Annotated in this window: 11 protein-coding genes; 2 read left to right on the forward strand and 9 right to left on the reverse strand. The window is 39.1% G+C overall.

Annotation, left to right across the window (positions count from 1 at the left end; translation table 11 throughout):
• Window positions 1-147: 147 nt before the first annotated feature.
• From ACRD64_RS12320 to ACRD64_RS12355, 8 genes are all read right to left on the reverse strand, one after another.
• Complete coding sequence (locus ACRD64_RS12320; protein WP_430933672.1) at window positions 148-618, reverse strand: ExbD/TolR family protein; 471 nt, start codon at window positions 616-618, stop codon at window positions 148-150.
• Entirely contained in the window at window positions 618-1,193 is a 576-nt protein-coding gene (locus tag ACRD64_RS12325; protein WP_430933673.1) for an ExbD/TolR family protein, read from the reverse strand. The genes ACRD64_RS12320 and ACRD64_RS12325 overlap by 1 nt, the downstream gene beginning before the upstream one ends.
• A gap of 13 nt (window positions 1,194-1,206) precedes the next feature.
• Window positions 1,207-1,653: a hypothetical protein gene (locus ACRD64_RS12330; RefSeq protein ID WP_430933674.1), complete on the reverse strand. Its 447-nt coding sequence runs from the start codon at window positions 1,651-1,653 to the stop codon at window positions 1,207-1,209.
• Between the two features lie 7 nt (window positions 1,654-1,660).
• Window positions 1,661-2,476 (reverse strand): MotA/TolQ/ExbB proton channel family protein, encoded by an 816-nt coding sequence (locus ACRD64_RS12335; RefSeq protein WP_430933675.1) that lies wholly within the window; start codon window positions 2,474-2,476, stop codon window positions 1,661-1,663.
• 152 nt (window positions 2,477-2,628) lie between these two features.
• Complete coding sequence (locus tag ACRD64_RS12340; protein WP_430933676.1) at window positions 2,629-3,654, reverse strand: asparaginase; 1,026 nt, start codon at window positions 3,652-3,654, stop codon at window positions 2,629-2,631.
• Between the two features lie 64 nt (window positions 3,655-3,718).
• Window positions 3,719-4,495 carry a TatD family hydrolase gene (locus tag ACRD64_RS12345; protein WP_430933677.1) on the reverse strand — a complete coding sequence of 259 codons (777 nt, stop codon included), beginning with the start codon at window positions 4,493-4,495 and terminating at the stop codon, window positions 3,719-3,721.
• 201 nt (window positions 4,496-4,696) lie between these two features.
• The gene (gene gdhA / locus ACRD64_RS12350) at window positions 4,697-6,034 is read right to left on the reverse strand and encodes an NADP-specific glutamate dehydrogenase (RefSeq protein WP_430933678.1); all 1,338 of its coding nucleotides are present in this window, start codon (window positions 6,032-6,034) and stop codon (window positions 4,697-4,699) included.
• Between the two features lie 293 nt (window positions 6,035-6,327).
• A complete protein-coding gene (locus tag ACRD64_RS12355) occupies window positions 6,328-7,803 on the reverse strand; it encodes a cobyric acid synthase (RefSeq protein WP_430933680.1) in 1,476 nt (491 codons plus the stop codon).
• 439 nt (window positions 7,804-8,242) lie between these two features.
• Here ACRD64_RS12355 and ACRD64_RS12360 point away from each other — a divergent pair, with 439 nt between their 5' ends.
• Window positions 8,243-10,861, forward strand: coding sequence for a hypothetical protein (locus tag ACRD64_RS12360; protein ID WP_430933682.1), 2,619 nt, complete (start codon window positions 8,243-8,245; stop codon window positions 10,859-10,861).
• Window positions 10,862-10,871: 10 nt separating this feature from the next.
• On the opposite strand, the gene ACRD64_RS12365 is transcribed toward ACRD64_RS12360, so the two are convergent.
• A complete protein-coding gene (locus tag ACRD64_RS12365; RefSeq protein WP_430933683.1) occupies window positions 10,872-12,029 on the reverse strand; it encodes a hypothetical protein in 1,158 nt (385 codons plus the stop codon).
• Between the two features lie 1,348 nt (window positions 12,030-13,377).
• On the opposite strand from ACRD64_RS12365, the gene ACRD64_RS12370 reads away from it, so the two are divergent.
• Entirely contained in the window at window positions 13,378-15,246 is a 1,869-nt protein-coding gene (locus tag ACRD64_RS12370; RefSeq protein WP_430933684.1) for a carbohydrate binding domain-containing protein, read from the forward strand.
• The last annotated feature ends 97 nt before the right edge of the window (window positions 15,247-15,343 follow it).

Raw genomic sequence — 15,343 nt, forward strand, 5'->3', positions numbered from 1 at the left:
TTCATTGGCTGACCAACTAACAACAATCCCCAATTGACAATCCATGACTAATCACCGTTGACCGATAACTTAAGCCTATAACGCTAAAGGCCATAAAAAAAGAGGAATCGTTTGATTCCTCTTTTTTTATTTAAGTATATTGAGTTACTAGTACTCTACTTTTTGACGCGCCGAATAGTTGATTTTTAACGCTTGAGCTTTACGCAATGCCTGCTTAATTTCGGTAATAATACCCATTGGACAGTCAAAGTCGGCTTTGATAGAAGTGGTCATCTTAGGACGATCATTTTCTTTCATTGCTTCACGCTCCTGCGCAATATAACTTTGAATGTCTTCCACTGTAGCAAAAGCATCGTTTAACTGAACTCGAGGCTCGGTACCATACATTCCCTGGTACTTTTTGTTTGGTACACCCACATAAATGTACGTTACCAAACTTTTTTTCTCCAGTTTAGCTAATTCTGTAGCTTCAGGAACCTGAATCTTTACTTTTAAATCCACTTCTTTCATAGTAGTTGATACCATAAAAAAGAATAAAAGCATGAAAACAATATCAGGCAAAGAAGCTGTACTAATACCAGGAGTACCTTTACCCCCTTTTTTTCTAAACTTTGCCATTATTTACCGATATTTTTAGGTTCTGCCTCTGAAATCTTTTGCGGATAAATCTTACGAATAGCCTTTTGCTGATCTTCATCAAGCTCAACATAATCTTTATTCCACTTATTTCGAGCTAAATCATTTCTCACCTCTGTATAAGCTCTTTGCAGTTCATTTTGAACCATCAAATACGCCTGATACTGAGTTCCATTGTCGTTTTGCAAAGAAATTACCCCTTTTGAAACTTTAGCCATACCAAAGAATTCAACTTCTATATCATTAAACTCTGGTAAGTTTACGTCATTATTTTCATTTAGAATAAATTCTTTAGCTGCATCCTTGAGTTCTTCTACCCTCATTGGTTTACCTTCCACCAGTAATTGGTTTTTACTGTTCAAAAGAACAGCGAAAACGTTTCTTTCTTTAATAGGTGGAGTATCATCCTCTTGCTCATCAGGTACAGGTGGCGGCAAACGTCTTGCCAAACCTGTATCAGTAGACATGGTAGTAGTTACAAGGAAGAATATGAGCAGAAGGAACGCAATGTCGGCCATAGACCCGGCATTCACTTCCGGTATTTCTCTTTTTCCCATAATTACCTCCTAATTATTTGAATAACCTTGACAATTCACCACCAAAGATAGCAACTATTACAAGTCCTAAAAGTACATAGGTACCATATAGAAATGCACCTGCCAATTTAAGCATTGAAGGAACGTTATCTTTTCCCTCATAGCCACCTAAATCCAAAGGTGTATTGTCTGCAATGCTATACGAAACAAGTCCAATAACAACTAAAACTGCAATTGAAATTAAGCTACGCACAGCATTTTTTGGATTCATTACTACATGCACCACTTCAAAAAGGATAGTTACAGCAGCAGCTCCTGCCACTAAGAACTTAGCCCAGTTAAGAATCATATCAGTGTAAACCGGTGTTTGAAAAGTTTCCCCAGGAACATCTCCTCCTGTGAAAAACATTATAGTTAACACGGCAGTTACAGCGATCAATGCATATAGTACAAAACTTAATATTTTTGAAAGCTTACTCATGTTCTGATTATTTTTTCATGTTGTATTTTACCAAGATATCTAATAGAGAGATAGAAGCATCTTCCATAGTATTTACAATACCATCGATTTTAGATACGATGTAATTGTAAAACACCTGTAGGATGATAGCTACGATCAAACCAGATACAGTAGTAATAAGTGCTACTTTAATACCTCCTGCTACAGCAGTTGCTGAGATATCACCCATAGCCTGGATCTTGTCAAACGCTTCGATCATACCGATTACTGTTCCCATAAACCCAAGCATAGGAGCCAGTGCGATAAACAAAGAAATCCAAGTTAATCCTTTTTCTAATAGACCCATTTGAACCGATCCGTAGGAAACAACTGATTTCTCAACTACTTCAACACCCTCATCAATTCGGTCTAAACCTTGATAAAAAATAGAAGCAACCGGACCTTTGGTGTTACGACAAACTTCTTTTGCCGCTTCAACACCACCTTCGTTCAACGAGTCTTCAATACTTTGAAGTAATTTTTTAGTGTTAGTAGAAGCAAGATTCAAGTAAATGATTCTTTCGATTGCTAATGCTAATCCAAAAATTAAACATAAAAGTACGAAACTCATAAAGATAGCACCACCTTCGATGAATTTTGCTTTAATTTGTTTGTGAACCCCCTTAGGAGCTTCAACATCATCCATTGCAGCCATATCATCTACGGCTGCTCCTTCCACCTCATCAGTGGCAACTTCCTCAACAGTTTCTAAATCTTGTGCATCAGTTTCATCCTGAGCGTAAATGGCAGATGCTCCAAGAGTCATCATTCCGAAAACTGCAAAAAACGCGAATAGCTTTTTCATAGTCTGTAAAAAATTTTTGATTTGTATTAGTTTGTTAATACTATAGTTTAATTGCTAATAATTCCCTTTTCAAAGCAATAAACAGGTTAATAAATGAAATTCTTAGTTTTTCTGGAGTGCAAAATACAAAAAAATCAGGAAATACAAACTGTTTAGATATAGATTTCCCCTTTTAATGATTTATTTAAATTTATCTTGACTTCTTCGATATTTTTTATATTACCTAACAGGTACATTAGTTTAGTTACGGCAGCTTCGGTAGTTATGTCTCCCCCACTAAAAACTCCCATTTCCAATAGGTGTATGCCGGTCTGGTACCTGCCCATAGCTACACTTCCGGCCAAACACTGCGTCACATTTAAAATTATCAGCCCTTTTTGCAGCGCTTTTTCAATAATTCCCAAAAAATGTTTGTCGGACGGTGCATTTCCGGATCCGAAAGTTTCCAGCACCAATGCTTTTAATCCCGGGGTTTGTAGCACCGTTTCTAAAAAAGCATAGTTCATACCCGGAAATAGTTTTAAAAGCCCGACGTTATTGTCCATTTTTTTGGACACGGAAAACGTAGTTCCCTCTTTGGCTTTTTGAATATACGAGTCGTTATACTTTATATGTATGCCCACTTCGGCCAGCGGCGGATAATTATCGGACCGAAAAGCCCGGAAATGTTCAGCATTGTATTTTGTGGTACGGTTTCCCCTGAACAACTTATCCTGAAAAAATATACAAACTTCGGGCACCATGGCAACGCCATCCTTATAGGTTGATGCGATATCCAAGGCTGTAATCAGGTTTTCCTTCCCGTCGGTACGAATGGTGCTCAGCGGCAACTGACTTCCCGTAAATACCACTGGTTTACTCAAGTTCTGAAACATAAAACTTATCGCACTGGCCGTGTACGACATGGTATCGGTTCCGTGCAATACCACAAACCCATCATAAACGTCATAATTTTCCTCGATGATAGTGCATATTTTCACCCAGATTTCAAGATTCATATCCGAAGAATCCACTATCGGGTTAAAAGAAGTACTATCCACATGGAAATCGAAACGTTTTAGCTCCGGTACTTTTTCTTCAATCAAAGAAAAATCAAAGGGCACGAGTGAATTTGTTTCCGGGTCGTTGGCCATACCAATGGTTCCTCCGGTATAAATAATAAGTACTTTACGTTTCAATTTAATCCTCTTTTTGTCAGTTATCAGTTATCAGTGTTCGGTATTCGCTGTTTGGTTTAATTTTTTAGGGTTGTATGCCAAACAGTTGTCGGGCATTTTCTGTAGTAATCCTACAAACCTCTTCTTGGGTTGTCCCAAATAGTTGAGCCATTTTAGCGATCACATATTTCAGGTACATAGGTTCATTCCTTTTACCCCGGAAAGGCGTTGGTGTTAGGTATGGGGCATCTGTTTCTAACACCAAATCGCTTACGTCATATTGTTTGATTGCATCACCCAACTTAGCGTTTTTAAACGTAAGAACACCATTTATGCCAAGCTTAAAGCAGTTGTAGCTCAATGCTTTTTTTGCCTGTTCATAAGTTCCGGTAAAGCTGTGAAAAACCCCACTTACCCCTTCCAAATCCATATTATCGAGCACCTCAAATATCTCATTAAATGCTTCCCGTGCATGAATTACAATGGGAATTTGATATTTCTTCCCCCATTCTATTTGCGTTTTGAAGGCCTCAATTTGTTCCGCAAGGTAAGTTTTATCCCAATAAAGGTCGATACCAATTTCTCCTACCGCACAATACTTTCTTTTCCCCAACCAGTTTTCCATCACAGTAAGCTGTTTCTCGAAATCTTTTCCAACCGAAGTGGGATGCAAACCCATCATTGAAAAACATTTACCCGGAAACTTGTCCTCAATCTGCAGCATGGGTTCAATGGTGTCAACATCCACATTCGGCATTAAAATAGATTCCACGCCGACATCGAATGCCCGCTGAATCATTTCATCCCTGTCCTTATCAAATTGTTCGGAATATATATGTGCGTGGGTATCTATAAATAACATAAACTATATCGTTCTGTATAAATAATTTCCAAATCTAATCAATTGAACCTAGTAATTACAGGAATTCATCTTGCTTTTAAGCATTTTTTTATCATCAATTCAAAATTTACCCTAATACGATAACCCGGAGTAAACAGAAAACCCCGGAAAGAATGCATCTCCCCAAGGTTTTCATCTAGTATTATTCTTACTGTTTTTATATTAAACCACACCTTGTGCAATCATGGCATCCGCCACTTTCACAAAACCGCCTACGTTGGCCCCTTTGATGTAATTGATTTTTCCATTTAATTCCGTGCCATATTGTACACAGACCTTATGGATGTTGATCATGATTTCATTTAACCTTTGATCTACTTCTTCCTGGTTCCAGTTAAAACGCATACTGTTTTGGCTCATTTCCAAACCAGAAACAGCTACGCCGCCTGCATTAACAGCCTTACCTGGTGCAAAAAGAATCTTTTCGGTAGCCAGATATGCCGCTTCGGCTGTACAACCCATGTTTGAAGCTTCTGCTATAAGCTGACATCCATTATCGATAAGCGCCTTACAATCCTTTTCGTTCAGTTCGTTTTGGATAGCACAAGGGATGGCGACATCCACCTTTTGCTCCCAAGGTTTTTTGCCTTCGAAGAATTCAACCCCATATCTTTCGGCATAAGGCTGGATCACATCCTGGTTTGAAGCACGAAGCTCCAACAAGAAGTCAATTTTGTCTCCCGATATTCCTTCCGGGTCATAAATATAACCATCCGGACCGGAAAGGGTAACAACCTTACCTCCCAATTCAGCGGTTTTAAGTGCAGCTCCCCATGCAACATTGCCAAAACCTGACAGAGCAACGGTTTTTCCTTCGAGAGTTTCCCCTTTCATGGCCAACATTTCGCGCACGAAATAAATGGCTCCATAACCGGTAGCTTCTGGGCGAATCAAACTGCCCCCAAACTCGTGTCCTTTGCCGGTAAGCACACCGGTAAACTCATTACGTAGCTTTTTATATTGACCAAACAAATAGCCTATTTCGCGACCACCCACCCCAATATCCCCGGCTGGGACATCTGTATTGGGGCCAATATGACGGTACAACTCGCTCATAAATGCCTGACAGAAACGCATGATTTCGTTATCCGACTTTCCCTTCGGGTTAAAATCGGAACCTCCTTTACCACCTCCCATTGGCAGGCTAGTCAAACTGTTTTTGAATGTTTGTTCAAAACCTAAAAACTTAAGCCCGCTTAACGTAACACTCGGGTGAAATCGCAAACCTCCTTTATAGGGACCAATAGCGCTGTTAAACTCAACTCTAAATCCTCTGTTCACCTGAACCTCTCCACTATCATCAACCCATGGTACCCTAAACATAATTACGCGCTCGGGCTCAATCATACGCTCAAGTATCTTAGCTTTTTGATAATGAGGATTCTCGCGATAAAAGTCCCAAACTGTTTCTACCACTTCCTCAACAGCTTGTAAAAATTCATCTTCTCCCGGATTTTTCATCCTAACACCATCTATAAACTCTTTTATTTTAGCATCCATGGCAATCTGTTTAATTTTGTGTTTGTTTTGAATCAAAATTAAATATTTTAGTATATCTAAATCATGACTTTTAACAATTTATCACATTTTTACAAAAAACAATCTCACATCATTCATTTACAAACAACTAACCTCCTATGAATTCGTTATTCGAAAAAGTTACATGATATACATCACTTCATGTGTCAAGCGTCTTCTTTCAGATTAATACGGTAACCTATCCCAATAATCAACTACAATTAATATCACCTAAAAAACAACAAACGTCAAACAACTTACAAATAGAAAGCAGCTCAGCTTTTCAAGTGTTTATAAACATATTCCAAATCTATATATTCGCGCATATAACCTGCCAGTTTATCGTAGTTTTCTTCCTTGTATCTGTTGTAATCAAAGTCATGATCATCCACATTGAAAGTTCGTAATAATTCCTGAATTACAATCTGATTATCGAGTATGCCATGAAAATAAGAACCCCAACACTTATGGTTGCCCCAGCATCCTTCTCCACTCCCGTCAGGTAATGTATTTACTGGTTTATAAGTATCGTTAACTGGGCTTGTGATTCCCATGTGAATTTCATAACCTCTGCACAGCTCTTCGTGTTCCCTAAAATAAAACTCCCCCTGCTCTGTCACTTTTGAATTTTTAAGTATTGTTTCAACCGGAAGCAAGCACAAACCTTCTGTTTCCTTTGCTGTTCCCTCAACTCCATCGGGGTCTTTTATTGAGACGCCCATCATCTGATATCCCCCGCAAATACCAATAATTACCTTTCCGCATTCAGATGCGTTTACTATTTCCTTATCTACACCTGATGATTTCAGCACGTTCAAATCCGAAATCGAATTTTTTGATCCCGGAATAATTATTATATCGGCATTTCGCAGTTCGTATATATCGACCGTATAATATAAATTAACCGATGGATGCATTGACAACGCATTGAAGTCTGTGAAATTGGAAAGCTGTTCCAATTTTATGACCGCAATATTCACTTTTCCGGCAAACGCATGTGTTTTTTTACTGATAAGGCTTACCGAATCCTCTTCTTCTACGTATAAATCCTGAAAATATGGCAGTACCCCAACCACAGGTATATCCGTTAGTTGCTCCAAGATCTGTTTTCCTTCCCGAAACAAACGTGCATCGCCCCTAAACTTATTGACAATTATCCCTTTGACGGCTTTTTTTTCTTCTTTGGTTAACAAGGCGATGGTACCGTAAACACTCCCAAAAATACCGCCTCGATCTATGTCCGCCACCAAATAGACGTCAGCCCCTGCACGTAAGGCCATACGCATGTTTGTTATATCCCGTTTTTTCAGGTTCAGTTCCGAAATACTCCCGGCTCCTTCCATTACTACAGGACTAAACTCTATCTCTAATTTTTGAAAAGATTCGCAGGCTGCTTCAAATAACTCTGCTCTATCATTCTCCTCGAAATATTCATAGGCAGATTGATCACCGATTGGTTTTCCCATCAGGACTATTTGCGATTTCAACTCACCTGTGGGCTTTAACAGAACCGGATTCATATACACCGAAGGCTCTAGCTTACAAGCCTCGGCCTGAACCGCCTGAGCCCGACCTATCTCTAGACCGTCCGGTGTCGCATAGCTATTAAGCGACATATTTTGCGCTTTAAAAGGAGCAGGATGGTAACCGTCCTGTTTAAAAACTCTGCAAAACCCTGCATTGACCAGACTCTTCCCTGCATCGGAACATGTGCCCACAAACATGATGGGTTTCAATTTATGATTGCTCATTCTGTTATACCAATAAATATTAAAAAATAGACAAGAAACCGCCAAAATTACTGGATCCGTCTCTGTTTAAGATGCGACCAAAGTTACTATTAAAGTGTATTAAAAAAATATAGAACTGCAATACTCAATTGCTATATGGCTGATTTATCTCTAAAACATCCATTATTCCATTTATATTTTCGCATATCCCTCCCTCTTTAAATCACTGACCAATCATATAATGGTAATATATTCATCTATATATTTTGCATAGTTTTATTACAATGATGAAATTTATACTTTAATTGAAATACAATTAAGGATTTAAATAACAAAATACATGAGATTAAAACAGATTATTGGTATTTTAGAAAAAGATATATCTCTTAAATATGGGTACCGAAAAATCTAACATCTTTATTAAAATATTATAATGAAACATTATATAATAATACTAATAATGGCAATAATTACAGGATGCCAAAACAAACCGCGAATATTACATCAAAACATAGACTATACGGTGTACAGGGATAAAGTGGTACAGGGTGAATACACCGCACAGGTATTGCCTGACGGTTCAATGACCAGTAATTATAAAAGTCCGGCCAATGCACCCCGCAGGAGAACCATTGAGCTTAAGTTCAGCATCAACCAAAAGGACAACGAACTACCTTTTGCCTCCAATCACCAAATTGTTGTTAAACCCGAAAACGGACAATACCAAACACCGCTGATAATTTTCGGACAGCAATATCTCGATAAAGAAGCAGGTATTGACGAAGCCCTGGAACTCGATGTGCCCATGACCGTAAAATTGGATATGAGCCCTGTATTTAACGCTTTTGAAAAAGACGGTTATTACGAAGACTTGAACGGAGATAAGATTTACAAAGAAGATTTCAAGGGGGTATTTATGGCCGGTAATATTGTTCCGCTTAATTTCGACTTCGAAAACCTACAAGAAGATGTTCAATTACAGGATACTGATGGCGACCATATTTACGAACTCACTTTAAACATAAACACCCATGATCCCGATAGATATGTTAAACCTGGTTGGAAACTTACCAGGGACATATCAAGTTATCCGCAGCTAAAAACAGACAACAACTTGGTTCAGGCTTTATACAACATGGCTTTAGAAGAAACAGTTTTGCTTAGCGAGGAAGATGGAACATTCAGGACCGGTGCAAAATGGGCCGGCGTATGGACGCGTGACGTAAGCTACTCTATTGTTTTGGGGATGGGGATGGCCGATATTCAGAGAGCCAGGAAATCATTGTTAAGAAAGGCTAAAAGAAGCAGGATCATTCAGGACACGGGATCCGGTGGGGCATGGCCCGTATCATCAGACAGAACTACATGGGCGTTGGCTGCCTGGGAATTATATTTGATTTCGGGCGACCAACTTTGGTTGGATTACTGCTACCAGGTTATCAGCAATACAGTGGAGGATGACAGGAAAGTGGTATATAACCCAAACAACGGTTTGTATCGGGGTGAATCCTCGTTTTTAGACTGGCGTGTTCAGACCTATCCAAGATGGATGGATAATGTAGATATTTACAGCTCCATGAACCTGGGAACAAACCTGGTCCATTATCGAACCTTAATGATTGTATCAAAAATAGCAGAATTGGAAAACATGCCGACTCAGGCCGAGAAATATGCCGATTGGGCTGCCCAATTGAAAAAAGCGATCAACCAACAATTCTGGAATCCCGAAAAAGGTTACTACACACAATATTTGTACGGCAGGTATTTTACCTATGAATCTCCAAAAGCTGAAGCGCTTGGCGAAGCATTTTCCGTTTTATTTGATGTGGCTGAAGAGAAAAGTAAATCTGTAATTGAAAATACACCTGTACTTACCTGGGGAATCCCATGCGTTTACCCGCAAATACCTGATATGCGACCATACCACAATAACGGCGTCTGGCCTTTTGTTCAAGCTTTCTGGAATATGTCGGCAGCTAAAGCAGGAAACGAAACTGCCTTGGAACAAGGATTAAGTGCTTTTTACCGGGCTTCGGCCATGTTTTTAACCAATAAAGAAAACATGGTAGCCGAAAATGGTGACTTTATAACAGCGCTCAACTCCGACAGGCAATTATGGAGTGTTGCCGGTAATCTGGGAATGATATATAAAATCATGTTCGGCATTCGCTTTACTCCGGACAGCAAAATGACTTTCTCGCCTTTTATCCCCAAAACTTATGCAGGCGAGATGCAACTGAGTAATTTAAAAATTAGAAACAAGGAGTTTACGGTTAAAATTAACGGGTATGGAAACCAAGTTAAGTCGTTTAGAGTGGATGGGGAAGAAAGTGGCCTCCATGAAGTTTCGTTAATTGGAGAGGGAAAACATACCGTTGAAATTAAATTGGCTAACAATTCTCTGAAAGGCCAGATAAATTTGATAGACAATAAGTTCCATTTGAAAACGCCTGAAACAAGTTTTGACGGAATTAACCTGAATTGGACAAGCATTGAAGGTGCTCAAACATATGAAGTGTTTAAAAACGGCGAACTCTTTAAGACTGTAAAGGATACCAGTATAGATATCTCGGGACCCAATGCAGAATATACGGTAAGGGCAGCTGATGAACAAGGAGATGTTTCTTTTTTAAGCGAACCCGTTTTACATGCTAGTAATTTATTAATAACGAGCATTAATAAATTTGTTAGGGATAAAAGTATAAGCGTAGCATCCTCGCCTCCAGACATGACTGAAGTTTCAAAAACAAAGAATAGAAATATTGAATGGAGTGTTATTGTTCCAGAATCAGGCTATTACAAACTTTATTTCGAATACAGCAATGGTAACGGCCCCTGGAATACGGATAACAAATGTGCTATCAGAACTTTATGGGTTAATGGCGAAATAACGTCTCCTGTTATCATGGCGCAAAGAGGTCTCCATGAATGGGCCAGTATCGGCAATACAAATATTATTGGTTTAAAGTTGGAAAAGGGCAACAACCAGTTTAAACTCAGTTTTGAACCGGAGAATGAGAACATGAATTTCGAAAACAACAAGGCATTGATTGGAAATATGATGATGATTAAAATTTAGATCTCAATAATTAAAACGCCTCACTAATAGACACATACAAACCTTGATTGTCTTTGCCGAAACCATAATCTATCCGAACATTTAGCCGGGGTTGGATTTCATATCTGATCCCGGCCCCAAAATTCGCCAGCCAATGATCCATCTGTCGGTATGCAGGCGCTACAGAACCTAATCCTATCCAGCCAACAACTCCAAACGGGCTTTCATAATTACCTTTTCGGTTTATCCTGCGTCTTTCAAACATATGCCTGTATTCCATAATCCCGAAAAGCATTGACTTATCCCTAAACCTTCCTTTTTGATATCCACGGAGGTCGAACATGGTTCCCAAATGCGGTAGTTCAGTCCAAGGCACCGCACCATCTGCATACTCAGTTTTTACCTGCATGGCCAGCGTTTTTCTATATTCTATTGGAAAGTACTTTCTGGCATCCAAGGTTAATTTGTTGAATTCATACCCCGATATATTGATGATTTTATTATATTCGGAGAAAGCTACACTTAGCAAGCCGCCTTTATGCGCATTCTGAACATTATCGCGACTATCATATTCCAGAATAAAACCTAAACCTACGTTTGAAATATCTGCGCCATACTGCTTTACATACGTTTCTGCCTTCATATAATCATTGAGCTCGGTAGCCTTCGTCTCATTTATATCATACGTTAAGCCCACAAAAAAGCGGTTTGTTACCTTGCGGACAATCTTACCCTCTAACGACCACCATCGGCGATGATAATTGGTAGTTTGATCAGCACTCGAAGTTCGGTTCCCCACATCATATCCTACCCCCCAATAATTATCAGGCATATCTCTGAAATAAAAACGAGACAACACCCTCAACTTATCGTCTTTACCATATATATAAGGAAATACAGAAATTGACATGGAATTATTGGTACTATAACCAATCGAGAAAGGAATACTTGACCGCCCCAGCATAGGATTATCCGGCTGCACCTTAAATGATATCAATGCCCCTGCCGTTACCATCAATTCCAGCTCGGGAGAATAGGATGGTGCAATATATGGCGTAAACATCAAGTTCTGAACCGAACTGGAGCTTGTTAAAGAATCCCGCTCCGTTTGTGCCCCCACTGAAATACAGAATCCACTCCAAACGCCGAAACATGAAATAAAAAGACTAATTATTCTAAAAAAAGACATTTCCTCAACCAAATAAACCAAACAGCCGCAAGATACACATTTCAAATATTGTGGTTATAATAAAGTCCATAATAAGACAAAAATCATTTAAACAAGGCGTCACAAATACTCCTTTTCTCTCGGAAATTAAAGCTCAACCCTCTCCAACATAAGCAGATAAACTAACACTACGGCCTCACCTGACTTCTCAAGGCAAACCTTTTTCGACCGCCTCTCCTACTCCCATTTAATATGTCAGTGAGACCTCCCGAGGCAAGGCAAACAACTTTCATTCCATGTACCTTTTTTTTTACACCATAAAATCCGTGTAGTTTCCGACTTTGTTTAGCGTGGCATACCCATTCCATCGGGTATGTCTGATAATGTTATGCACAAAGCGGGACGGGCTGATTTGTGCCTGGGGTCGGGATAATGCGTATAGACCCCCTTTAGATTCCGCCTCTCGATGAACTCGGTTGCCTTCGGCCAATCAATGCCACTGCCAACCCTCATCGTATACTTTCACTTCCCAATTAGTTACCATGTGCGACTCATAACAAAAAACCTGTAAGGGTATAAATCCGTACAGACAATTTAAATAAAATCGCTCAACAATAAAACAAATGTACTTATAGCACTATCTTTTAATTTCATTATTATCTTTTACAATATAAATCCCTTTTTGCAGGTCAAGAATTTTATTATTTGATATTTCATTAACTAAGCCACTTTCAACCAAAGTTTCACTTAGGTTATAAATTGTTTTTGTTTTAAAAGCATTAATATACTATTGATTTACAATACTATATACCTAGTTGACTCCTCTACCCAATCACTATCCGTAGTTGTTTTTTCAATTAATTCTAAATCATCCAAGTACATCACCAAGGAACCTACTGCTGCCTCAATTTGTGTTTGTTTAACAATAGGTTGCACAGAAACACCAGCAGCATCCCCTGCAGTTAAACTTCCATCTGCCGCGTATTCAAACTGGACCTGTCGCCAGGTATTTAAGGGATTGCTTATTCAAGCCCGTCTTACCAATATTTAAAACCTTGTGTATCATCTTCTCCCCAAGTAGCGTTGGCTGCCTTTAAAGTTGATACTTGAATGCAAATAATCCTAACAGTAAAAAGTAAATGTTTTTCATCATCAATAAAGTTTTAAAAGTAAATAACCATTACAATTAACTCGGATAAAAACTGATTCAGGAAATTATTGGGAGCATAAAAGGGGAATATTTTTGCCTGACAATGGGTATCAATTTGTTGATAATTGCTAAATCCCCCTTTTATAAGATCATTTTATTCGCAGAAATGATAAACGTAACATGTAACTTGTACACGTAAAATATAACAATCTACATAGTATGAGAACACCACTACTTTTTTTAAGCTTTTTCCTTTTAACCATAGCATGTTTTGCCAATCCCCCCAAACCCCCCATCGGTAAAAGGTGGGCAATAAATCCCTTGTACTCGGATGAGTTTAACGGTACCGAACTTGATTTGAACAAGTGGTACAACTACCATCCCACATGGGTAGGCAGGCCTCCCGGCTTATTTATGGAATCGCAAATTAAGGTTGAAGATGGTTACCTTAAGATTTGGGGCGAAAAAATGGATGAGGAAGTGATTGTAAATGGCAACGCCTTCAACATTAAGTGCGGAGCCGTTATTTCACGTAAACAGACTGCCCACTATGGATATTACGAGTGTAAGTTCAAAGCCAACAAAACCACTTTATCCTCTACCTTCTGGTTTTCGAACCGTAAAAACTTTGATGGTCCTGAAGAATGTAACGACAAATATTCGCAAGAATGGGACATTCAGGAATGTATTGGCCGAGAGGGCGATTTTGACGGTAGCTGGTTTGCCAAAGGTATGCACAGCAATGCACATTTATGGTATACCGACTGTGAAGGAACAAGACACGACTACAGAGCTACCGAGGCCAGGTTCGAAGATACTCAATTAGCCAGCGAAGACTTTAATATTTATGGTGGGTGGTGGAAAGATGCCAACTCTGCCACGTACTACTACAACAATGGCGAACCACTAGACCAAACATTTTATGATCAGGTATTAGACAAGCCATTTTCAAATCCAATGGGAATGAATTTGGTGGTAGAGACCTATCCTTTTCCTTGGATTGAGCTGCCTAACGACGAGGAACTGGCTGATCCTGATAAAAATGGCACCCTCTACGATTGGGTAAGGGCATATGTTCTGGTTGATGCTTTTGAGCCATATATTACAGAAGAAGAGCCTCTTATTAAAAATGGAGATTTCGAAACGGGAGACCTAAGCGGATGGATTGGCTGGGGTAGTCCCGGTGCGGCAATAACGGACAATACAGTACATATTGCCAACGGAACATATGCATGTAGAATAGTTGGAGGAGGTGCTCCAGAACAAATACTTGATCTAAAACCTAATACCGATTATACCATAACTTGCAATGCAAAAGCTGTAACTGGATCAATAACCCTGGGTGTTAAAGACAATGGTTCCGGAGAGAAAATTAACGGTGTTGAAGTAACAGGAACCGATTACCAGCCTTATACGTTAAAATTTAATTCGGGAAACTATGCGGTAAAGCTATATTATTATGCGCAAGCCAACGAAGAGGGTTATATTGACGATATTATGGTTGAAGAAGATAATCCCGCCCCACCTGTTGAAGTAGAACCATTAGCATTATACGACGAAAACGTTACATTGAACCCTAATTTTTCCCAGGATTGGACAAAACAGGAAGTTTCTATACCATTGGTGTTTCAGGCCAACCAAGATAGGGAAATGCATCTAAAACTTAAAAATAGTGATGACATTGTTGTGTCAGATACCGTGCTGACTGCTTATGCCGGATATGCTAATGCCGTTGTCAATATTAAAGTGGATTCTGTACTGACCAAAGGTGCTTATTCCTTATACTCGGATATCAGACCTATCGATGGTTTGGAAAGTGATATTATTTACACCGAATCCATTTCTTTAAACGATGTTTCTGTTAGATCAACTAAAGCTGAGACTTTAAAAGTATATCCTTCCCCAGCATCTAATTTATTGCACATCAATGGCATTCAGGTTGGCACTCAATATAACATTTATGATATGAAAGGTATTTTAGTAGACTCAGAACCATACAATGGTGAGCCAATCCTAATTAGCGACTTAAAACCAGGCATGTATATTATTGGGATTAATGAGCGAAAAGGGCGGTTTGTTAAGCGGTAAAGAGAAGTGAGCATAATGCACTAACATACAATCCTTAAATGTACAAATCCCTTGGGAGGTTTAATTCTTCTAGGGGGTTTTTAGTTGTTATATTGTA

The sequence above is a fragment of the Saccharicrinis sp. 156 genome (genome assembly GCF_050589685.1).
GTDB lineage: Bacteria > Bacteroidota > Bacteroidia > Bacteroidales > Marinilabiliaceae > Saccharicrinis.

Coding starts and splice junctions, on each gene's coding strand:
- ACRD64_RS12320 (WP_430933672.1), bottom strand. CDS start 618: ATGGCAAAGTTTAGAAAAAAAGGGGGTAAAGGTACTCCTGGTATTAGT.
- ACRD64_RS12325 (WP_430933673.1), bottom strand. CDS start 1,193: ATGGGAAAAAGAGAAATACCGGAAGTGAATGCCGGGTCTATGGCCGAC.
- ACRD64_RS12330 (WP_430933674.1), bottom strand. CDS start 1,653: ATGAGTAAGCTTTCAAAAATATTAAGTTTTGTACTATATGCATTGATC.
- ACRD64_RS12335 (WP_430933675.1), bottom strand. CDS start 2,476: ATGAAAAAGCTATTCGCGTTTTTTGCAGTTTTCGGAATGATGACTCTT.
- ACRD64_RS12345 (WP_430933677.1), bottom strand. CDS start 4,495: ATGTTATTTATAGATACCCACGCACATATATATTCCGAACAATTTGAT.
- gdhA (WP_430933678.1), bottom strand. CDS start 6,034: ATGGATGCTAAAATAAAAGAGTTTATAGATGGTGTTAGGATGAAAAAT.
- ACRD64_RS12355 (WP_430933680.1), bottom strand. CDS start 7,803: ATGAGCAATCATAAATTGAAACCCATCATGTTTGTGGGCACATGTTCC.
- ACRD64_RS12360 (WP_430933682.1), top strand. CDS start 8,243: ATGGCAATAATTACAGGATGCCAAAACAAACCGCGAATATTACATCAA.
- ACRD64_RS12365 (WP_430933683.1), bottom strand. CDS start 12,029: ATGTCTTTTTTTAGAATAATTAGTCTTTTTATTTCATGTTTCGGCGTT.
- ACRD64_RS12370 (WP_430933684.1), top strand. CDS start 13,378: ATGAGAACACCACTACTTTTTTTAAGCTTTTTCCTTTTAACCATAGCA.